We start from the raw sequence: 22993 nt of genomic DNA, 5'->3' as shown, positions 1-22993 counted from the left end.
TATAGTATGTTATAAAAAATAAGTGTACTTTTAACATTTATTTAAAATAGAATCTTATATTTGTTTTTATCTCATCAGGAGAATTTAAAATCTCAATAATCAAAAACGTTTCACCACCATGAAAAAATATGTTATCGGGCTGGACTACGGTACAGATTCCGTACGGGCCGTCCTTATTGATACTGAAAACGGTTCCGAAATAACTTCTTCAGTCAGCTACTACCAGAGATGGAAGGAAGGCCGATTCTGTAATCCTTCAGCCAACAGTTTCAGACAGCATCCTTCAGATCATATTGAAGGTCTGGAAAAAACGATTTCAGAAATAGTAAAAGAAAGCGGGATACCGGCAGAGCAGATCGTCAGTATTTGTATTGATACTACAGGCTCTTCACCGTTACCAGTAACAAGTGATGGAACTGCTCTGGCGCTGGTTCCGGGATTTGAAGAGAATCCCAACGTCATGATGGTTTTATGGAAAGACCATACTGCCATTCGTGAAGCCGAAGAAATCAATACCCTTGCAAGAACCTGGGGTGGTGAAGATTATACAAGATATGAAGGCGGTATTTACTCTTCAGAATGGTTCTGGGCTAAAATACTGCACATCAGCAGAGCAGATGCAGAGGTAAAAAACGCTGCGTACACCTGGATGGAGCACTGTGATTATCTGACCTATCTTTTATCAGATCATAAAGACCTGGCAACATTCAAAAGAAGCCGTTGTGCTGCCGGCCACAAAGCCATGTGGCATGAGTCGTGGGGCGGTCTGCCTTCCGAAGAGTTTCTCAACAGGCTAGATCCTTCTCTGGGAGCGCTCAGAGGAAGATTATACAAGGAAACCTATACTTCAGATGAAATTGCCGGCTACCTGAATGAAGAATGGGCCGCAAAAACCGGTCTTACCACCAAAACCATTATTACTGTAGGAACTTTTGATGCCCATTCAGGCGCAGTAGGAGCTAGGGTGGAAGAAAATACCCTGATCAGGATCATGGGAACTTCTACCTGCGATATTATGGTGGCCTCACAGGAAGCTATCGGAGATACAACCGTAAAAGGAATCTGCGGACAGGTTGACGGCTCCGTAATTCCGGGACTGATAGGGCTTGAAGCAGGACAGTCAGCCTTTGGAGATGTGCTGGCATGGTATAAAGATATCCTGATGTGGCCGGTTCACCAGGTGATGATACATTCCGAAAATATTTCAGAGGAGCATAAAACAAAGCTCGCTGAAGAAATGGAGGACGGACTTATCAGAGAATTGACTCTTGAAGCAGAAAAAATTCCTCTCTCAGATAGTGTTCCGATTGCATTGGACTGGGTAAACGGAAGAAGAACACCGGATGCAGACCAGCAACTTAAGGCAGCAATTAGTCAGCTTTCTCTGGGAACAAAAGCTCCTCATATTTTCAAAGCTTTGGTGAATGCCATTTGTTTCGGAGCTAAGAAGATCGTTGACCGTTTTGAAGAGGAAGGGGTGAAAATCAATAAAGTGATCGGAATCGGAGGAGTAGCAAGGAAATCACCGTTTATCATGCAGACCCTTGCTAATGTTCTGGATATGCCGATTGTGGTTGCCGCTTCGGACCAGACTCCCGCGTTAGGGGCTGCTGTTTATGCGGCTGTATCTGCAGGAATTTATCCGACCGTTCAGGAAGCAAGCATGAAAATGGGCTCCGCATTTGAAGCGGAATATCAGCCGAAAGCGGAAGAAGTACAGCACTACAGAGAATTAATGCAGCAATACCAGAAGCTCGCTGATTTTGTAGAATACAATACCAAACTGAAAAACAACAGGAAAGAACTTCAGAACTCCTGATTTTCCATTTTAACCTTTTGAATGATACTCAAAATGAATACCTATAAAGAACTCCAAAGAGAATGTTATGAAGCGAATATGCAGCTGGATGCCCTGAAGCTGGTGGTCTATACTTTCGGGAATGTAAGTGCTGTAGACCGTGATAAAGGCATTTTTGCCATTAAACCAAGCGGTGTCCCTTATGACATTTTAAAGCCGGAAGATATGGTGATTCTGGACTTTGATGCCAATGTCATTGAAGGCAGGCTCAGACCTTCTTCCGATACCAAGACCCATGCTTACCTGTACAAAAACTGGGAAAATATCGGTGGAATTTCCCACACGCATGCCATCTATTCCGTGGCGTGGGCACAGGCACAATTGGATATCCCTGTTTTCGGGACAACCCATGCAGATCATCTTACGACGGATATTCCCTGCGCCCCACCGATGCGGGATGAACTGATTGAAGGAAACTACGAATACAATACAGGAATACAGATTCTGGAATGCTTTAAAGAAAAACAGTTCTCTCCGGAAGAAGTGGAAATGGTTCTGATCGGCAATCACGGTCCGTTTACCTGGGGGAAAAATGCGGAGAAAGCAGTCTACAACAGCAAAGTACTGGAAACCATTGCCGAAATGGCGTACCTCACCAGGCAGATCAATCCTGATGCAGAACGTCTGAAAGACTCACTCATCAAAAAACATTATGAACGTAAACACGGCAAGAATGCTTATTACGGACAGGAATTTAAACACTAAACATTTCAAGATAAACAACTATTAACGATCAACAAAACTATGTTAACACCTCTCAATACCAAAGAAGTCTGGTTCATCACAGGAAGTCAGCATTTATACGGACCAGAAACACTGGCACAGGTAGCAGAACACTCACAGAAAATTGTGGCAGAACTTGAAAAATCTTCTTTCATCCCGGTAAAAGTTATTGTAAAGCCAACGGTAAAAACTACCGAAGAGATATTTGAAACCATTGCAGCAGCCAATCATGCAGAAAACTGTATAGGAGTAATTACGTGGATGCATACTTTTTCACCCGCTAAAATGTGGATCAGAGGGCTAAAAATTTTACAGAAGCCTCTTCTGCATCTGCATACCCAATTCAACAGAGATATTCCGTGGTCTACCATGGACATGGACTTTATGAACCTTAACCAGGCGGCTCATGGAGACCGTGAATTTGGTTTTATGGTAAGCAGGCTCCGAAAGAACAGAAAAGTCGTGGTAGGGCACTGGTCAGAAGAAAGAGTTCAGAAGCAAATTGGTGACTGGAGCCGTGTTGCTGCAGGCTGGGACGACTGGCAGGGAGCTAAATTTGCACGTTTCGGAGATAATATGCGGTTTGTTGCCGTTACAGATGGAGATAAAGTGGAAGCTGAAACCCGGTTCGGTTTTTCAGTCAATACCTGGGGAATCGGTGATCTTGTAGGCGTTATCAATTCTGTAAGTGAGGGAGAAATAAAAAGCCTGATGGAAGAATATGAATCTTCTTATCACATGGCAGCCTCCCTTTTGGAGGGAGGAGCCAACAGAAGTTCGCTGCACACCGCTGCAAAAATTGAATTAGGACTTGAGAAGTTTTTAAAAGACGGTGGATTTAAAGGATTCTCTGATACTTTTGAAGACCTTCACGGGCTGGAGCAGCTGCCGGGAATTGCCGTACAGAGACTGATGCAGAAAGGATACGGATTTGCAGGCGAAGGAGACTGGAAAACCGCAGCGCTCGTACGTGCCATGAAAACAATGGGGCAGGGCCTTGAAGGTGGAAATGCCTTTATGGAAGATTATACCTATCATTTAGACCCTTCCAATCCTTCCATTTTAGGCTCACATATGCTGGAAGTAGATCCTGTGCTGGCTGCCGCGAAACCTTCATGCGAGATCCATCCGTTGGGAATCGGAGGGAAAGCAGATCCAGTTCGTCTTGTTTTTAACTCCAGAGGAAATATTGATTCTCTTAATGCTGCCCTGATGGACTTTGGAAACCATTTCAGACTGCTAATCAACAAGACCAGAGCATTGGAAATTACAGAAGAGCTGCCAAAACTTCCGGTAGCAAGAGTTTTATGGAAACCTCTTCCTGATTTATATACGGCCGCAGAAGCCTGGATACTGGCAGGAGGGGCACACCATACATGTTACAGTGAAAATATTTCAGCAGAACAGCTGGAAGATTTTGCTGAGATAGCAGGAATTGAATCATTAGTCATTGATGAAGATACCAGAATGCGTGACTTTAAAAATACACTTCGTTGGAATGAAATGTATTATCGTTAATTAATTGTAAAAAATATGTAAATAATTATGAAAAAAGCAACACATAATAGCATTTTTATTTTATTATTTTTAATTATTTTCGGCTGCGGAAAAGAAAATAACAAACAGGATATTTCAGGGAAAATGGAGAATGTTCATACTTCAGACTATGGAGTTATGCCTAAGGGCGATTCTATTAAAAAATACACATTAAGCAATAAAAACGGGATGAAAGTTGAGGTTATCAACTTCGGCGGAATTATCACTTCCTTAACCGCTCCGGACAGAAACGGGAAATATGAGGATGTAGTCCTTGGCTTTACAAAACCTGAAGGATATTTCGATGGTAATCCTTATTATTTCGGGGCTTTGATCGGAAGATACGGCAACAGAATTGCCAATGCAAAATTTACACTAGATGGCAAAACCTATGAAATCAACAAAAATGATGGTCCCAACAGCCTTCACGGAGGAAAAGAAGGGTTCCACACCAGATTCTGGAATATTGAAGTGGTAAAGGATGCAAAATTTCCAACATTGAAATTATCTTACACCAGTGCAGACGGTGAAGAAGGATATCCGGGGAAATTAACAACAACCGTTTTTTACACGCTTACAGACGATAATGCATTGGAAATTTCGTATGAAGCTGAAACAGATAAGCCTACTGTAGTGAATCTTACCCAACATTCTTATTTTAACCTTTCAGGGAATTTTACTAAAACAATTACCGATCATGAATTGCAGATCAATGCGGATCATTTTCTTCCGGTGAACGAAACCTTAATTCCTACGGGTGAGCAGAAAGCTGTAAAAGGAACTCCTTTTGATTTCACGGTTTCAAAACCGATTGGAAAAGATATCAGTGCAGACGATGATCAGCTGAAAAAAGGAAAAGGATATGACCATAACTGGATTTTGAATGGAAAAGGTTTGAGAAGTATCGCCAAAGTGTATCACCAGGGAACAGGAAGATCAATGGAAGTCTTCACAGATGAACCCGGTGTGCAGTTTTATTCCGGAAATTTTCTTGACGGAAAGTTTGATACCAAAACCGGTGGTAAAAATGAATTCAGAACAGGGTTCTGCTTAGAGACACAACACTTCCCGGATTCACCGAACCAGCCTTCTTTTCCTTCTACAGAATTGAAGCCCGGACAGAAATACCAGTCGAAAACCATCTATAAATTCTCCGTAAAAAAGTAAACTATGGGAAAATTAGCAACTATTGATATCATCATATTCCTGATCTATTTTGTAGTGGTAGCTTCTTACGGATTATGGATCTATAAAAAGAAAAAGTCTGAATCTACAGGAAGTAAGGATTATTTCCTTGCGGAAGGATCTTTGACCTGGTGGGCGATCGGAGCCAGCTTAATTGCCTCCAATATCTCTGCTGAGCAGTTTATCGGAATGAGCGGTGAAGGTTTCTTTGTCGGAATCGCTGTTGCCGCTTACGAATGGATTGCTGCTCTTGCGCTGATCATTATTGCGGTCTGGTTTATTCCAATCTATCTTAAAAATAAGATCTATACCATGCCCCAGTTTCTGGAAAGAAGGTATAACAAATCTGTTTCGCTGATCATGGCAGTATTCTGGCTGTTTCTATATGTTATTGTGAATCTTACTTCCATCCTTTATCTTGGTGCTCTTGCCATCGATACTTTGCTGGGAGGAGAACATCTTCACGGCATTATGATCGGTCTTTTGCTTATGGCTCTTCTGATTGGTCTTGGAGGAATGAAAGTAATTGGATATACAGACGTTATACAGGTGGCAGTCCTTATTATCGGAGGTTTTGCAACAGTTTATATGGCGTTGCAGATTGTGGACCAGAGAATCAACGGAGCCGCTGTAGGAAATGCGTTGGCAGGATTCAATACCCTGATCAATGAGGCTCCGCAGCACTTTAAGCTGATTCTTCAAAAACCAACAACTACAACCACTACTTTGGCAATGCCTCAGAACCTTGAGGTACAGAAATATGTGGTGTTACCGGGTCTGGCCATGTATTTTGCCGGTCAGTGGATTGTTAACCTGAACTATTGGGGCTGTAATCAGTACATCACCCAAAGAGCTTTGGGAGCAGATCTGAAAACAGCAAGAACAGGGATTCTGTTTGCAGGTTTTCTGAAATTATTCATGCCTGTAATTGTTATGCTTCCGGGAATTGCTGCTTATGTATTATATTCCAAAGGACACCTTCCGGGATTCAATGGAGTGAAAGATGGGGCATATTCTGCAATATTGGGATTCTTACCAGTAGGATTGAAAGGATTGGCCATTGCCGCGTTGACAGCAGCGATTGTAGCTTCACTGGCAGGAAAAGTGAACAGTATCTCAACCATTTTTACCCTGGATATCTATAAGAAATACCTTAAAACAGATGCCACCGAGATTCAGATGGTGAGAACAGGCCGCTGGGTTATCATTATCGCAATGATGGCAGCACTGGCCTTTACCTGGACAGATGTTTTGGGAATTGGTGGTGAAGGAGGTTTCACATTTATCCAGAAATACACAGGCTTTATCAGTCCTGGAGTTTTTGCCATGTTCCTTTTGGGAATGTTCTGGAAAAGAACGACTGGTACAGCCGCTTTGGTAGGAGTTATTTTAGGGTTTGTCCTGGCCATTTTCTTCAACAGCTTTGCCGTTGAAATTTTCGGGAAAGAGACGTGGATGTATACAGCATTCACTTATGAAAAGCTGGAAAATGGGGTGGTTCATACCATTACCGAAATTCCTTTCCTGATTAATATGGGATGGTCGTTTTTTATCACCATCATCGCCATGATCCTGATCAGTCTTGCAGGTCCGAAAATTAATCCTAAAGCCTTTGCCATTGATGTAGCAATGTTTAAAGTAGACAACAGGACATTAGTTTTGATTGTGATGACACTGCTTTTACTGACCGCCTTGTATGTAAGGTTTTGGTAAGTGAATGGTCGATAGTGAATTCGTTTCACTTGTCAATTTTAAATTCATCATTGACTGGGAATCAAAATTGACTTTTTAAAAGTGAATGGTCGATAGTTAATTCGTTTCACTTGTCAATTTTAAATTCATCATTGACTGGGAATCAAAATTGACTTTTTAAAAGTGAATGGTCAATAGTGAATTCGTTTCACTGTCAATTTTAGAAATTCATCATTGACTGGGAAGCAAATTGACTTTTTAAAAGTGAATGGTCGATAGTGAATTCGTTTCACTGTCAATTTTAGAAATTCATCATTGACTGCGAAGCAAATTGACTTTTCACATAAAAAATAGGATGCTGGAAAAAGCATCCTATTTTTTTATTTCAGAATTAATTATATGCACTTTATGCATCTGTATGGCACTTAGTTTAATCGTTTGATATTGTTTTTAAGACTATTCTATACGTAAGTTTTTGTAAACGTTGATTATATGGAAAAAGTGAAAGGGCAATAGTGAATTCGCTTTATTGTCAATTTTTAAAAATTCACCATTGACTTGCGAAGCAAAATTGACTTTTCACATACAATAAAAAAACAGGATGCTTAAAAAGCACCCTGTTTTTTTATTGATATCAGTTCATCCCAATATATTTGAACTTGAACAACTGACAGGACGTACCATAATAATCCCAAAGGTGTAAGTTTGAATTGCCATCCATGGTACAGTTGGGAATATCCCAGCCACGTGTAGGGTCCACCTTGGACAGGATTTTATAATAACCATTGGAGACAGCAACTACCTGCCAGGCTTGTGCATCATTACCATAGTTCTGCCAAAGTCTGATCGAAGTTCCCAGTGTATTGCTGTTACTGGCTAAGTCAATGCAGCGATTGGTTGCACTCGCTTTGGATACAAAACGCCAGTAACCATTGCCGGCGTCAATTGCAACCCAGCGCTGTGCAGCAGCACCATTCCTTGTCCATGGTCTTAACACTGCGCCATTGGCATCCTCTCCGGATTTTAGATCAACTACTTTATTGGCATCGGTCTGAAACTCGATCTCGTAAATGCCATTATTAACCAGGCTGCTGGTTGTATTACAGTTTCCAACAGGATAATTGGAGGATGCATATTGCTGGAACCACTGTTTAACTGGTGCGGCGCAGGCTTCCCAATCGTTGTTGTAGGCTGTTCCTGCATTAGGATCGCCTTTGTGGAGGAGATTATCCGGGGCAAGAACATTCCAGCTTACATTGCCTGACTGATCCACGATATATTTTAAATTGGCGCCAAATCCGCTTCCGCCTGCCGTACCTGTTGTACCGATACCGAAGGTACCATATCCCTGAGGTGCCCAGTCGGTCTCGGTAATGGCAATTGGTGCAATGTCTGCGATTGGTTTAACATTGATATTCCATGCATTCTGAAAGGCTTGATAGTTGCTGAGACCGCCCCAGTAAGCCGGATAGATATGAACAGCATAACCAATATTACCACCTGTAATCTGGTTATTGACATAGCCTTGGTAATGGGATTGCCATCCTGTACCCGGTATCCAGCAAACATTATTGGCTCCATTGTTGCGAATGATGTTAACTAATGGCTGGAAGAAGTTTTTAAGTGCTGCAAAGTGCTCGTTTCCTGTCGATCCCCATGTGCCATTTGTACCCAGAATCTCAACAGGTTCGTTGGCTAATTCGAACATCACATTGTCAGCGTTCTTTAGCCCCGGATGTTGCGACAAAAAGGTCCATACGGTTTTAAGATAGCTATGATAGGCATCGTTCACAGCAATACGATTTGGACATACGCCTGGCGGACGTAGGATGACATACATTCCCAGGCTGCGGGCATGGTTAATCAGCGGGATTATCACCTGATCTGTATAAGTTACCAGGCGGTTATAATTGAATCTTGAGATATCGTTCTCTGGGATAGCCGGTCCGGGATCATTGGTCCAATACGGATCAATATGAAGGCGGATGTAATTGAGATACCAGCCATCAGCAGCACTGGTGAGCTTGTTCATCACAGCCTTATTATAGTTCAGTGCGCCCTGTACATTGTAATTATCCCAGGTACAGTAGCCGGAATTGGCGCCATACTGACAGCCATTGAACCAGGGGCTTGGAGTTATGGCGACACCATGTAAGACAACATTATTGTCACACGGATCTTTAAGGTATCTGCCTCCAACATGCAGCATTGGTGTTGCTGCCAATGCTCTTGCGCTAGCGCCGGCACTTAAGTTGGAGTCAGGGTCTTCTAGTAAATTTTTTTCATCCATCGTAGAACAGCTGGAAAGAATGATTAACAGAAAGGCCAGAAAAAGCCACATTTTGTTTGTTCTCATAATTTGATATATTTAAAGTTTGGTCTTATTTTTTAGCCATCAATATTTTGATTCTTCATAATGCGCAGGAGTATTGCGCAGATAAGTAAAACTTCTTAATTTTTATTAACGGTGGATTTGAATAAGGATTGATTTCAGATTACTAAACCGTTTAACCTGTTTGACCCCATATTTCCTTACCTAATTTTTCAATACTGGTTTCAGGTGGAATACTGGAATCATTTCTATTCAGTTTGCAATTGGAAAATCTTTTTCTCTCTTTTTTCTGGTTCCCACGAAGTTAAGTTCGGGGTTTGTGAAAATTTGAGTTGTTGTTAAATATGGTTATTAGTTTTGTATAAAAATACATATAATATTAAATATAAATCAATGTTTTATTAAAAATTAACAAAAAATTACATATCATAAATAAGATTATAAGTCATATAATTATAATGCATTGTGTGGTAGGAGAAAAGAAAAAACCTTATCATAAATTTTTATTACGATCATTCTGAAAAAAGACAAAATAACTATTTGTCCTGCTGGAAATTTCCACCAGGAACACAAAAAAATCTCACAAAAGTGAGATTTTAATAAGAGTATGCTGAATTTTCTATCATTCTAAATTGTTAATTTTCTGGAATACTTTTTCCAAAATTAAACAGGTTGGTCTATCAGATTTTAAACATAAATCCCTGTGAGATTTTTTTATTGTATTTTTTTTCATCAAAACGGTAAAGAAAAGACCCTTTTCTGGATGACGTCATATCCTTTTTATTCGTATTCACAAGGATATCCATGCTGTTGATCTTGCTGGTAAAATTTCGCTTGTCAAATTTTTCATCAAAAATAGCTTCATAAAGATTCTGAAGATCTTTCATTGTGAACTTTTCAGGAAGAAGCTCAAATCCTATAGGTCCTGTTGAAGCTCTTCTCCTCAGCCTGGCTACAGCATCCTTTACCATTTCGTTATGATCGAAGATAAGATCAGGAGCTTTCTGTAGTTCCACCCATTTTGCACTGTACTGCTCATTGATCTGGATATCTTTCTCAATATTGATCAGTGCATAATAGGAGATAGACATGATTCTGGCCGTCGGCTCACGGTTAATTTCCGTATAACATTTCAGCTGTTCAAGATAAATGTTTTCAAGACCGGTCAATGTACACAGAACTCTGTTAGCCGCTTCATCAGAGGTTTCCTCACTGCCAACGAAGCCACCCATCAATGACCATTCGCCCATTTGAGGTTCAAAATTTCTTTTTACCAAAAGGATTTTAAGATTTTCGCCGTCAAAACCGAAAATGATACAGTCAACAGCAACAAGGTGTTTGGGATATTGGGAGTAATCCTCAGTCATCTTTTATATTTTACTACAAAGGTAAATCTTTTATGGATATGATATTATATAAATGTGATTCATACACTTTTTTAATCCGGATGATTTATTTCATTAAAATTATTCTTAAAGCATATTTTGGGAGCCTGATCAGTCAGCAAAACTTAAAATTATCACTGAAATGAGGTTAATCATACATGAATTGAATGTTAAAATTGTGTTAAAATATAAATTGATGTTGATAATAATTAATAAACAGGACTTAACGTTAAAAATACGATAAGGTATTTGCTATATTGTTGAAATTTCTGCCAAAACATATCCTGAAGTCATTTTTATAGGGAATCGCATAACTTCAGCGCTTTGTTTTTTTTGTGATCTGATTATCTTATTTTTTATGATAAGGTAATGTGTTTTCTGTTATTTTTAGGGCTTTACCGGAAGTTTTAAATGAAAAAATAATGGATTCAGACTCCGGATATGTTTCGTATATAGATTCTTTCTATTATTTTAGAAATGTTGAATTAACATTTATCCATGACCCCAAAACTTTCGGTTATTTTATTGTGTTTTGCTTCATTTGCCTCAGCGCAGATGAATAAGAAAATTCATTATTTCCCTTTAGAAACTGTAAAGTTATCAGAGAGTGTTTTCAATAAAGCTATGATGGCAGACCGTCAATATCTCATGGCAATGGAATCTGACAGGCTGCTGGCTCCTTATCTTAAAGAAGCCGGGCTGAACCCCAAGGCAGATAATTATCCTAATTGGGAAAATACAGGATTGGATGGTCACATAGGAGGACATTATATTTCCGCATTATCCCTGATGTATGCTTCTACAGGAGATACCGCAATACAACAGAGAATTGATTATATGATCAGTGAGCTGGAACGTTGCCAGAAAGCCTCTCCGGACGGATACATTTCAGGGATTCCCGACGGGAAAAAGATATGGAAAGAAATAAAACAGGGAAATATTCGCGCTTCAGGCTTCGGTTTGAACGACAGGTGGGTACCTTTATATAATATTCACAAACTGTACTCAGGACTGCGAGATGCGTATTGGTATGCCAGAAATGAAAAAGCAAAGGCAATGCTTATAAAGCTTACAGATTGGATGGCAAATGAAGTTTCAGACCTTTCTGATGAGCAGATACAGGATATGCTGCGTAGTGAACATGGAGGGCTCAACGAAGTTTTTGCAGATGTTTACGAGATCACTCATGACCGGAAATATCTCAAACTGGCTCACCGTTTTTCCCATCAGGCTATTCTTACACCGCTTTTATCAGGAGAAGATAAACTTACAGGACTGCATGCCAATACACAGATTCCAAAAGTAATCGGCTATAAACGTATTGCCGATCTTGAGAATAATACGTCCTGGAGTAATGCCGCTGATTTTTTCTGGCATAACGTTACAGAGAAAAGATCTTCAGTTATTGGAGGTAACAGTGTCAGTGAGCATTTTAACCCTGTCAATGATTTCAGCAGTATGATAAAAAATATTGAAGGTCCGGAAACCTGCAATACCTATAATATGCTGAAGCTGACCAAAGAGCTTTATGCAACGTTGCCTGAATCTTACTATATCGATTATTACGAAAAAGCACTATACAATCATATCCTTTCCACAGAAAATCATGACAAAGGAGGCTTTGTTTACTTTACGCCAATGCGTCCCGGACATTACCGGGTGTATTCGCAGCCTCAGACCAGCTTCTGGTGCTGTGTGGGATCCGGAATGGAAAACCATGCCAAATATGGGGAAATGATTTATGCCCGGTCGGATAAGGATTTATATGTAAACCTGTTTATCCCTTCAACATTGACATGGAAAGAGCAAAAAGTAGTGCTCCGCCAGGTCAATAACTTTCCGGAAGTTCCCGAAACAACATTGATTTTCGATGCTGCAGGAAAATCAGAATTTCATGTAAAACTTAGATGCCCGGAATGGACGACACCTTCAGAAGTAAAAATTCTGATCAACGGAAAACAGGAAAAAGCACAGCGTGGTTCTGACGGCTATTTTACCCTGACTAAAAAATGGAAAAAAGGTGATGTTGTGAAAATGACCCTGCCGATGCATCTTTCCGCAGAACAACTTCCTGACCGCTCCAGTTATTATGCATTTAAATACGGTCCTGTAGTGCTTGCCGCAAAATACGGTACCGAAAACCAACAGGGACTTCTTGCGGACGATAGCAGAGGCGGCCATATTGCTCATGGTCCGCAGATCCCTTTAAACGAAATTCCCGTTATCCTTGGAAATTCTTCAGAAGTTGTCAGTCATGTTGCGCCTTCGAACAATAAACCGCTCAACTTTACCGTTACAGGTCTTTATCCGTTTGAAAAATTCGGGAAAGGTTTAAAACTTGTACCGTTTTACAGTATTCAGGCAGAAAGATATATTTTGTACTGGCCTCAGGCTGACAAAAATGGAATAGAAAATATACTGAAGCAAAGAGCAAAAGAAGAAGCAGAAACCAGAAAGCTGGATATGATCACCGCAGATAAGATCCAGCTGGGCGAACAGCAGCCAGAATCAGATCATTTTATAGAAAGCAAAGACTCTGGTACAGGATATATGGAAGACCGCCATTTCCGTGATGCCAAAGGCTGGTTCAGTTATCGGATGAAAAATACCGGAAAAAATGCTTCATACCTTTACCTGCTGTACTTTGATGCGAATACCAGCCGTACGCTGAATATTGAGATCAACGGTAAAAAAATCATGACTCAAAATCTGGAAGGAAAGTCAGGAAGTTTACCTCAATATCTGATTGTTCCGATTCCGGATTCAGAAAAGAATAAAGAAAATCTTAGTGTAAAATTCCTTGCAGATGAAAAACTCATGACCGCTAAAGTCATTGAAGTCCGGTTACTGACAGAAAATTACGAAAAGAAATAAAGCTGAACCAACATTAAAAACAGATTTTTTCCATGAAGAACAGAACTCTATATTTATTATTTTTTCTTGCAGCTATTTGCAGTTTTCATGCAAAGGTAAGGCTTCCGGCATTGGTTTCAGACGGAATGATCCTTCAGAGAAATCAGGATCTTAAAATCTGGGGATATGCCGATGCAGGAGAAAAAATTACAATTAAGTTTATCAATAAAACCTATAATGCCACAGCAGACCAAAGGGGAAACTGGTCTCTTATGCTTCCAAAGCTTAATGCCGGAGGTCCATATACCATGATGATTAATGAGATCACCCTTAAAGATATTCTCATTGGTGATGTATGGGTAGCCTCAGGACAATCCAATATGGAACTTCCGATGCGCAGGCTGACCCCTTTGTATGAAAATGAAATTAAAAACGCCAATAATCAGAATATAAGATTCTTCACTGTTCCGCAGAAATATAATTTTAAAGCTCCGCAAAATGATCTTGAAGGCGGGAAATGGGAAAGTACCAATCCTCAGACTATTCTTGATTTTTCGGGAGTTGCTTATTTTTTTGCGAAAGAACTGAATGACAAAAACAAAGTTCCTGTAGGAATCATTCATACCAGTCTGGGAGGCTCTCCGGTTCAGGCCTGGATGGATGAAAAATCACTGAAAAAATATCCGGAATATCTCGCTGAAGCAGAAAAATGGAAAAATGATGACTTGATACAATCTACAGAATCCCAGGAAATATTATTAAGCAAAGCATGGTATGCAGAGCTGGATCAGAGTGATATTGGGTTCAATCAGCACTGGGAAAAAGATAACGCTAATGATTCCGGATGGAAAAACATGATGGTTCCGGGATCGTGGGAAGATCAGGAAGGTTCATTTGACGGTTCGGTATGGTTCCGTAAAGAAATTATCCTGCCAAAAGGAGTGGATCAGAAAACGGCATTTCTCAATCTGGGAAGGATAAAAGATGCCGATATTACTTACATCAACGGAATCAAAGTAGGCAATGTAACCTATGAATATCCGCCACGCTGGTATGACATTCCGAAAGGTGTTTTAAAAGAAGGAAAGAATATCATTACGGTTAGAGTTATTAATGGCAGCGGAAAAGGACAGTTTATCGCTGATAAGCCATATTATCTGGAAATCGACGGTCAAAAAACAGACCTTAAAGGCGAGTGGAAATATAAGATAGGTACAAAAATGGAAAAAATGGCTCCCGGACAGACATTTATCCGCTGGAAACCGGTAGGTCTTTACAATGCCATGATTAATCCGCTGATCAATTATAAAATCAAAGGATTTATCTGGTATCAGGGTGAAAGTAATACCGGGAAACCAAAAGAATACGGAGATTTGCTTTCAACAATGATTTTAGATTGGCGTTCAAAATGGAACAAGACTGATCTGCCGTTCTTCATTGTGCAGCTGGCCAATTTCATGGAGAAAAAAGATGAACCGATTGAAAGCAACTGGGCTGAGCTGAGAGAACAGCAGAGACAGGTCTCTCTCAATGTTCCTCATACAGGTCTTGCAGTAACTATTGATGTGGGAGAATGGAACGATATTCATCCGCTCAATAAAAAATCAGTGGGGGATAGGCTGGCTTTACAGGCGCTGAAAATCGAAGGTAAAAAAATCATAGCTGACGGACCCGTTTATCAGTCAATGAAAACAGAAGGCAATACCATTATTTTATCCTTTAAACCCGGTACAGATGATCTGATACAGGGAAGCCTTAAAGGTTTTGCCATACAGCAGAAAGACGGCCGTTATCAATGGGCAAAAGCAGAAGCAAAAGGTAATAAAGTCATTGTCTGGAATGATCAGGTCACCAATCCTGTCAATGTACGCTATGACTGGGCAGATAACCCTGATGGGAATCTTAAAAACACAAGCGGGCTGCCTGCTTCACCTTTTACAACAGAAAAAAATTAATTTAACATAGAAAATCTCATCAAAATCAATGGATAATCAACCGCAAAAGATATCGGTAATAGAAAAAGTAGGGTATAGCCTGGGAGATCTGGCAGCCAACCTTGTTTTTCAGACCTTAGTAACCTATCTGACTTATTTTTATACAGATATTTATGGACTCAAGGCAGAAGATGCTTCTGTGATCACCCTTACGGTAGGTTTAATTGCCGGATTTGGTTTTAACCCGCTTATCGGAGCGCTGGCAGACCGTACAAGCTCACGATGGGGGAAATTCCGTCCATGGATTTTATTTACCGCTGTACCGCTCGGTATTGCAGCTCTGTTAGCCTTCAGTACACCTCACTTTTCCTATCAGGGTAAAATGATCTATGCTGCGGTTACCTATTCATTATTACTATTATTGTATGCATCCAATAACTTACCATATGCTGCTCTGAGCGGTGTTATCACGGGAGATATGGGAGAAAGAAACAGTATTTCTTCGTACCGTTTTGTAGCGGTGATGTTTGCCCAGTTCTTTGTACAGGTATTTATGCTGCCTATAATTTTATACGTAGGACATGGAGACAAAGCACAGGGAATTGAAACCGTTATGACATGGCTAGCTGTGATCGGATCCGTCATGTTACTGATTACCTTTTTTACCACCAAAGAGAGAATCATTCCCAAGCCAGAGCAGAAATCGAGCCTGAAAGAGGATTTAAAAGATTTGTTCCAGAACAGGCCATGGATTATTATGCTTACCGTGACTGCATTTATATTTATCACATTGGCCATGAAAGGAGGATCTTATGTCTATTATTTTAACAACTATGTGGATGAAAATGCATTGAAGAGCTTTATTTCGCCAATTACAGCATTTTTTAATTCGGCAGGGATGAATTTCTTTGGGGAAGATCCGAAATCTGCTGGGTTCGGATTATTTAATGCAGGAGGAATTGTCATGATGATTGTAGGCATTACTTTTTCTAAAAAACTGGCAGACCGATTTGGAAAAAGAGATACTTTTATTGCTTCATTATTCATATCTACATTATTCATCCTCGCTTTTATATTTTATCCTCCGAAAGCAGTGGGAATGATGTTCCTGTCACAGATTTTACACGGATTCTTTTATGGAATCAGCACACCGCTTTTGTGGGCAATGATTGCTGATGTGGCAGATTATTCGGAATGGAAAAACAACCGCAGGGCAACCGCTATTATCTTTTCTGCCATGATGGTAGGATTGAAAGTAGGTCTAAGCATCGGAAGCTCTCTGGTAGCTTTGATCATTGGAAAATACGGATACATTTCAGTACACGGGAGCGAACAGGTTATTCAGCCTGAGACAGTGGCAGCAGGAGCGAAGATGCTTGTGAGTATTTTCCCGTCCATACCGTTTTTCATTGCCTGCGGACTGCTTTTATTTTACAAAATCAATAAAAAAATGGAAGTTCAGATTGAAAAAGATCTGGCTGAAAGAAGAAAATAAAAAAATTACTATGAAACGTATTTTAATTGGTTTGGCGGCTCTTACCGCTTCCGGGCTGTCGGCGCAGAAGTCTGACGGTACTTTAAAAAAAGCATTTCAGGATAAATTTTATATCGGAACTGCCATGAGCCTTCCCCAGATTGACGGGACAGATCAGAAAGCAGCGGCGATTATCAAAAAACAATTCAGTTCTGTTGTTGCCGAAAACTGTATGAAATCTATGTTCCTGCAGCCTCAGGAAGGAAAGTTCTTCTTTGATGACGCCGATAAATTTGTTGATTTCGGGATGAAAAACAATATGTTCATCATCGGACATACGTTAATCTGGCATTCACAGCTTCCAAAATGGTTTTTTTCAGATAAAAATGGAAAAGATGTTTCTCCGGAAGTGTTGAAAAAACGCATGAAAAACCACATAACAACGGTAGTTTCCCGTTACAAAGGGAAAGTAAAAGGATGGGATGTGGTGAATGAAGCCATTCTTGAAGACGGAACCTACAGGAAAAGTAAGTTTTACGAAATTCTGGGTGAAGATTTTATTCCTTTGGCATTTCATTATGCACAGGAAGCTGATCCCAATGCAGAATTATATTACAACGATTATAATGAATGGTATCCTGAAAAGGTAAAAACAGTCATTGCAATGGTTGAGAAACTTAAATCAAGAGGAATCCGTATTGATGGAGTAGGAATGCAGGCCCATGTCGGAATGGATAACCCTTCTATCGATGAATATGGAAAAGCAATTCTGGCCTATTCCAATGCCGGAGTTAAAGTCAATATTACGGAGCTGGAAATTAGTGCGCTGCCTTCTCCATGGGGCAGTTCTGCCAATATTTCAGATACCGTTGCCTACCAGAAAGAAATGAATCCTTACACCAAAGGACTTCCCAAGGAAGTAGAAATGAAGTGGGAAAAACGTTATCTTGATTTCTTTGGCTTGTTCTTACAACATAAAGATAAAATAAGAAGGGTAACTTTATGGGGAGTAACCGACAAACAATCCTGGAAAAACGATTTCCCGGTAAAAGGAAGAACAGATTACCCGTTACTATTTGACAGAAAAGACCAGGAGAAACCTGTGGTACAAAAAATAATAAAACTGGCAGAGAAAAATTAAAATCAATAGAATTTTTACTTAATGAAAAAATCAAAATATTTATTTCCGGAAGATTATATGGCAGATCCTTCCGTTCATGTTTTTGAAGATAAAATCTATATCTATCCTTCCCACGACCGCGAAAGCGGAATTGAAGAAAACGATAACGGAGATCACTTCGATATGAATGATTACCATGTTTTCTCAATGGATGATGTGGACAGCGGAGAAATTAAAGATCATGGCGTGGTGCTTTCGGTAAAAGATATTCCATGGGCGGGAAGACAGCTTTGGGATTGTGATGTTGCCTTCAAAGACGGGAAGTATTATATGTACTTTCCCCTGAAAGACCAAAATGATATCTTCAGAATCGGTGTTGCAGTGAGTGATAAACCTTACGGACCTTTCATTCCTGAAAAACATCCGATGATGGGAAGTTACAGCATCGATCCCTGCATTTTTGAAGATAAAGGAAAATATTATATGTATTTTGGAGGGATCTGGGGTGGACAATTGCAGCGATACAGAGATAATAAAGCACTTGAATCTGCTATAATTCCAGAAAATAATGAACCCGCAATCCATTCAAAAGTGGCACTGCTGAGCGATGATATGCTTCAATTTGCGGAAGCTCCTAAAGACGTTGTCATCATCGATGAAAACGGAAAACCATTGCTTCATGGTGATAAGCACCGCTTTTTTGAAGCGTCATGGATGCATCAGTACAATGGCAAATATTATTTTTCTTATTCTACAGGAGACACCCACCTGATTTGCTATGCGACCGGGGATAATCCTTATGGTCCGTTTACGTTTCAGGGTGAAATTCTTACTCCGGTGGTTGGATGGACCACTCATCATAGTATTGTGGAATTCAAAGGGAAATGGTATCTGTTTTTCCATGATTCTGTTCCGAGTGGTGGTAAAACATGGCTGAGGAGTATGAAAGTGATTGAACTGGAATACGATCACGAAGGTAAAATCAAAACGATTGAAGGTCTTGATGACCAGTCATAGTCATCTTTAATAACTTAAAATTTTTCAATGCGATATCTGAGATTCAACATTCTATTTTTGCTGATATTTCCTTTGCTGGTTTTCGCGGAGGACGGAAGTCAGCTATGGCTTCGGTTTCCTGCAAAAAACGGAATATCGGCAGATAAAATTATTTCCAAAGGCAGCAGTCCAACCCTGAATATTGCCAGAAAAGAGCTGGGCAGCCACTGGCAGGGACAGACGGTGGAACTTCGTACCGAAAACAAAGAGAAAAACCTGAAAGACGGTTACAGGATTGTTTCCACGCCTGAAAAAATTGTTATTTCTGCGGGTAAAGAAATAGGACTGTTGTATGGAGTCTATCATATCTTACGATTGCAGCAGACAAAAGCCGATCTGTCCCATTTAAATACGATTGAAAAACCTTCATATGATGTAAGGATTCTGAATCATTGGGATAATCTGGACGGAAGCATTGAAAGAGGATACGCCGGAAGATCACTTTGGAAATGGGAAGATTTACCGGGTAAAATTTCTCCGCGCTACGAAGAATATGCAAGAGCAAATGCTTCCGTAGGAATCAATTCCGTTGTTTTGAATAATGTGAATGCATCGCCCAATATGCTTAGGGAAGATTATCTTAAAAAAGTAAGGGTTCTGGCTGATATTTTCAGGCCTTATGGCATCAGGGTATATCTTTCCGTCAATTTTTCTTCACCTAAAGTGCTGGGCGGATTACAGAACTCAGATCCATTGAATAAAGACGTACAGAAATGGTGGAAAGATAAAGCAGCTGAAATTTACAAGTTGATTCCTGATTTCGGTGGATTTTTGGTGAAAGCCAATTCCGAAGGCCAGCCTGGCCCTCAGGATTACGGAAGAACCCATGCAGACGGAGCCAATATGTTGGCTGATGCCTTAAAACCTTACAACGGAATCGTCATGTGGAGAGCCTTTGTATACAGTCCGAGCAAAGACGACAGAGCCAAACAGGCTTATCTGGAATTTGTACCTCTGGACGGTAAATTCAGGGATAATGTGATTATTCAGATCAAAAACGGACCTGTTGATTTTCAGCCCCGTGAAGCATTTAATCCACTTTTTGGAGCTTTAAGAAAAACTTCTGAAATGGTAGAATTTCAGATTACCCAGGAATATCTGGGCTTTTCAAACCATCTCGTTTTCCTGGCTCCATTATTCAAGGAAACATTGGACAGCGATACTTATTCTGACGGACAGGGATCCACGATTGCAAAAATTACAGACGGCACATTAAGACCTGCAAAATTGACAGCCATTTCAGCCGTTGCCAATATAGGGGAAGATACCAACTGGACCGGACATCATTTTGCACAGGCCAACTGGTATGCATTCGGGAGATTGGCATGGAATCATCAGCTGACCTCACAGCAGATTGCAGAGGAATGGATTAAAATGACATTCACAGACGATCAGAACTTTCTGAATCCGGTAAAAGAAATGATGCTTTCTTCCAGAGAAACTGCTGTGGATTATATGATGCCGTTAGGATTACACCATATCTTTGCAGGAGGCCATCACTACGGCCCTGAACCGTGGGGAGATTATAAAGGCGGAAGACCGGACTGGTCCCCTGTCTATTACCATCAGGCTGATGCTAAAGGGTTAGGTTTTGACAGAACAAAAACAGGAAGTAATGCGGTTTCACAGTATTTTACACCACTGAATGAAAGATACGGGAATATCTCAACCTGCCCGGAAAATCTTATCCTGTGGTTTCATCATGTTCCGTGGGATTATACAATGAAAGATGGAAAATCTTTGTGGGATGAGCTGTGCTATACCTATGATTCCGGGGTGAAGAAGGTAAGGGATTATCAGAAAACCTGGGATAGAATGGAACCTTATATTGATAAACAGAGATTTGCTGATGTTCAGTCAAAGCTTAAAATTCAATCTAAGGATGCGGTATGGTGGAAAGATGCCTGCCTGCTGTATTTCCAGACTTTTTCCAAAAAGCCGATTCCTTACGACACAGAACGTCCTGTTCATGAACTGGAAGATCTGAAAAAGATTAAACTGAACATGGGCCATCACAATTAAAAAATGAGGCAGCTCTTTTTCTGTTAGGAAATGGAGCTGCCTCAAAACAATAAACTGTAAGTAAAATTTTAATCCAAAATAATTGGAATGATCGATAGGTCAATCTATCTGTATATTCCGTTTTATCGGAGAGAAATTATTTTATTAAAAACATTTCCGTTTTCTTCTACCTGGATGATATACTGATCAGCAGTTTTAGGATCAAGATCAAAAGTGATATCTACCTTGCCGTCAGCATATTTTTTATTCGAAGTATAGTACGTTGTATTGGAAAGGTCATATACTGAAATGCTTACAGTACCTTTTACATCAGACATGTGAAGCTTGGCCATATGCCCGGAAATTGTATATTCAGGCTTATTCACAGCGCTTACAGGTGTTTTTTCCACCTCCATTACATTATCAGCATTAATTTTTATCTTGTATTTCTCTATCTTGGCTTCTGATTCTGCTACCAGATAATACGTTCCCGGTGTAAAGTTTTGAAAATCATAAGTCTTCATCACATGATCTCCATCTTTAAGATTTTCGGAAAATAGTTCATCATGTGCAGTGTTATAAACAAAAACAGAAACACTTTTAGCATTTGAAAGCTCAAAGTTCAGGGTTTTGTCTTGTACATTTCCAAAGGAAAGGGAAAAATCTCTGTCCTTACTCATTACGTTTGCTGAGAACAATAAGGCTCCTGCAAAAAATACGGCTTTTAATAATGTGCTCATGGGTTAAGGCTTTTAGGATTAATACTGCAAAGCTATTGCAGCAATAATTCTCACGCTATAATTAAATTTTCATATTGATGTACTATATTAACCTTGTTTAATGATATTAATGTATTATTTGTTAATTTTGCATATGAAATTATTTGTATTTGTCCTATGAAACATGTAAATCCTTCTTTTGAGGCGGTAAGACCTACTATAGGAAGTAGTTTTACCAGTCTTAAATTTCTGACTAATGAGAATATAAAATCTCATGTCTGGCATTACCATCCTGAGGTTGAGCTTATTTTTGTATGCAAAGGCTCCGGGAAGAGACAGATCGGAAGCAGTATCACTTATTTTTCAGAAGGAGATCTTGTACTGATAGGAAGCAATCTTCCACATTGTGGACTGACCAATGAAAGTACGCATAATGAGTATGAAATGGTCATTCAGTTTAAGCCTGACTTTCTGGGAGAACCTGTTTGGGATATACCGGAGATGCAAAGGATTTCGGCTCTGCTGGAAAAGTCAAAGGCAGGAATCGTATTCGGGGAAGAGGTGAAGAAAACAATCGGGAAAGAGATTACGGAGATGCATGAAACTTCTTCACTGGACAAGCTGTGCAGGTTTCTGAAAATTTTGGATGAACTGTCTGTGACTCAGGATTACAGGATTTTAAATGCAGGAAAATATTACCTTCAGACGCAGGTTGAAGACAATGAAAGAATCAATCTTATTTTCAATTACGTTAAAGATCATTTTAAAGAAGCTATAACCCTCGAAGAAATGGCTGATCTTGCCAATATGAAAGTGCCGTCTTTCTGCCGTTATTTTAAAAAAATTACCAATAAAACCTTTACGCAGTTTGTTAACGAATACAGAATTACCCATGCCCTTAAGCTTCTGGCGGAACAGCCATTGAGTATCACAGAAGTTTGCTTTGAATCAGGGTTTAATAACTTCAGCTATTTTAACAGGACTTTTAAAGATTACATCCAAAAAAGCCCTTCTCAATACCGGAAAGAATTTAATTACTTTATCCAATAGTTTTATACGAAAATGCTGGCAAAGTCTCAGCGGGACATTACTTCGGAACAAAGTGCAGCTATATTAAGAAACCTT

At 39.9% G+C, this 22993-nt stretch carries 15 protein-coding genes; 12 read left to right on the top strand and 3 right to left on the bottom strand.

The features are described 5' to 3' along the window. Nucleotides 1-118: 118 nt before the first annotated feature. From A1704_RS01685 to A1704_RS01665, 5 genes are read left to right on the top strand one after another with little or no spacing between them, the layout of a single operon-like run. A complete protein-coding gene (locus A1704_RS01685) occupies nucleotides 119-1819 on the top strand; it encodes a ribulokinase (RefSeq protein WP_062669855.1) in 1701 nt (566 codons plus the stop codon). A gap of 33 nt (nucleotides 1820-1852) precedes the next feature. Then, complete coding sequence (locus A1704_RS01680) at nucleotides 1853-2563, top strand: L-ribulose-5-phosphate 4-epimerase (RefSeq protein ID WP_062669853.1); 711 nt, start codon at nucleotides 1853-1855, stop codon at nucleotides 2561-2563. A 39-nt stretch (nucleotides 2564-2602) separates the two neighbouring features. Then, the gene (araA, locus tag A1704_RS01675) at nucleotides 2603-4099 is read left to right on the top strand and encodes an L-arabinose isomerase (RefSeq protein ID WP_062669851.1); all 1497 of its coding nucleotides are present in this window, start codon (nucleotides 2603-2605) and stop codon (nucleotides 4097-4099) included. A gap of 27 nt (nucleotides 4100-4126) precedes the next feature. Continuing rightward, nucleotides 4127-5284: an aldose epimerase family protein gene (locus A1704_RS01670; RefSeq protein ID WP_062669849.1), complete on the top strand. Its 1158-nt coding sequence runs from the start codon at nucleotides 4127-4129 to the stop codon at nucleotides 5282-5284. Nucleotides 5285-5287: 3 nt separating this feature from the next. Then, complete coding sequence (locus A1704_RS01665) at nucleotides 5288-7015, top strand: sodium:solute symporter family transporter (RefSeq protein WP_062669847.1); 1728 nt, start codon at nucleotides 5288-5290, stop codon at nucleotides 7013-7015. Nucleotides 7016-7628: 613 nt separating this feature from the next. On the opposite strand, the gene A1704_RS01660 is transcribed toward A1704_RS01665, so the two are convergent. Beyond that, on the bottom strand, nucleotides 7629-9203 hold the full coding sequence (locus A1704_RS01660) for an RICIN domain-containing protein (RefSeq protein WP_262486807.1): 1575 nt from the start codon (nucleotides 9201-9203) through the stop codon (nucleotides 7629-7631). Between the two features lie 803 nt (nucleotides 9204-10006). After that, on the bottom strand, nucleotides 10007-10693 hold the full coding sequence (locus A1704_RS01655) for an NUDIX hydrolase (RefSeq protein WP_062669843.1): 687 nt from the start codon (nucleotides 10691-10693) through the stop codon (nucleotides 10007-10009). A gap of 516 nt (nucleotides 10694-11209) precedes the next feature. Here A1704_RS01655 and A1704_RS01650 point away from each other — a divergent pair. Genes A1704_RS01650 through A1704_RS01625 form a run of 6 tightly spaced genes read left to right on the top strand, consistent with a single transcriptional unit; the run spans nucleotide 11210 to nucleotide 21170 of the window. After that, nucleotides 11210-13585 (top strand): glycoside hydrolase family 127 protein, encoded by a 2376-nt coding sequence (locus A1704_RS01650; RefSeq protein WP_062669840.1) that lies wholly within the window; start codon nucleotides 11210-11212, stop codon nucleotides 13583-13585. Nucleotides 13586-13617: 32 nt separating this feature from the next. Next, a complete protein-coding gene (locus tag A1704_RS01645; RefSeq protein ID WP_062669838.1) occupies nucleotides 13618-15519 on the top strand; it encodes a sialate O-acetylesterase in 1902 nt (633 codons plus the stop codon). A gap of 28 nt (nucleotides 15520-15547) precedes the next feature. Further along, on the top strand, nucleotides 15548-16993 hold the full coding sequence (locus tag A1704_RS01640; protein ID WP_062669836.1) for an MFS transporter: 1446 nt from the start codon (nucleotides 15548-15550) through the stop codon (nucleotides 16991-16993). Between the two features lie 10 nt (nucleotides 16994-17003). Then, entirely contained in the window at nucleotides 17004-18113 is a 1110-nt protein-coding gene (locus tag A1704_RS01635) for an endo-1,4-beta-xylanase (RefSeq protein WP_062671541.1), read from the top strand. 21 nt (nucleotides 18114-18134) lie between these two features. After that, a complete protein-coding gene (locus A1704_RS01630; protein WP_062669834.1) occupies nucleotides 18135-19109 on the top strand; it encodes a glycoside hydrolase family 43 protein in 975 nt (324 codons plus the stop codon). Nucleotides 19110-19136: 27 nt separating this feature from the next. Further along, nucleotides 19137-21170: an alpha-glucuronidase gene (locus tag A1704_RS01625; protein WP_062669832.1), complete on the top strand. Its 2034-nt coding sequence runs from the start codon at nucleotides 19137-19139 to the stop codon at nucleotides 21168-21170. A gap of 122 nt (nucleotides 21171-21292) precedes the next feature. Here A1704_RS01625 and A1704_RS01620 read toward each other — a convergent pair whose 3' ends face one another. Next, nucleotides 21293-21889 (bottom strand): hypothetical protein, encoded by a 597-nt coding sequence (locus A1704_RS01620; RefSeq protein ID WP_062669830.1) that lies wholly within the window; start codon nucleotides 21887-21889, stop codon nucleotides 21293-21295. Nucleotides 21890-22045: 156 nt separating this feature from the next. Here A1704_RS01620 and A1704_RS01615 point away from each other — a divergent pair, with 156 nt between their 5' ends. Beyond that, nucleotides 22046-22918: an AraC family transcriptional regulator gene (locus A1704_RS01615; RefSeq protein WP_062669828.1), complete on the top strand. Its 873-nt coding sequence runs from the start codon at nucleotides 22046-22048 to the stop codon at nucleotides 22916-22918. The last annotated feature ends 75 nt before the right edge of the window (nucleotides 22919-22993 follow it).

Source organism: Chryseobacterium cucumeris (genome assembly GCF_001593385.1).
In the GTDB taxonomy this organism is placed as follows: Bacteria; Bacteroidota; Bacteroidia; order Flavobacteriales; family Weeksellaceae; genus Chryseobacterium; species Chryseobacterium cucumeris.
The sequence above is the reverse complement of the archived record's forward strand: the minus strand, read 5'-3'. Positions and strand labels throughout refer to the sequence as shown.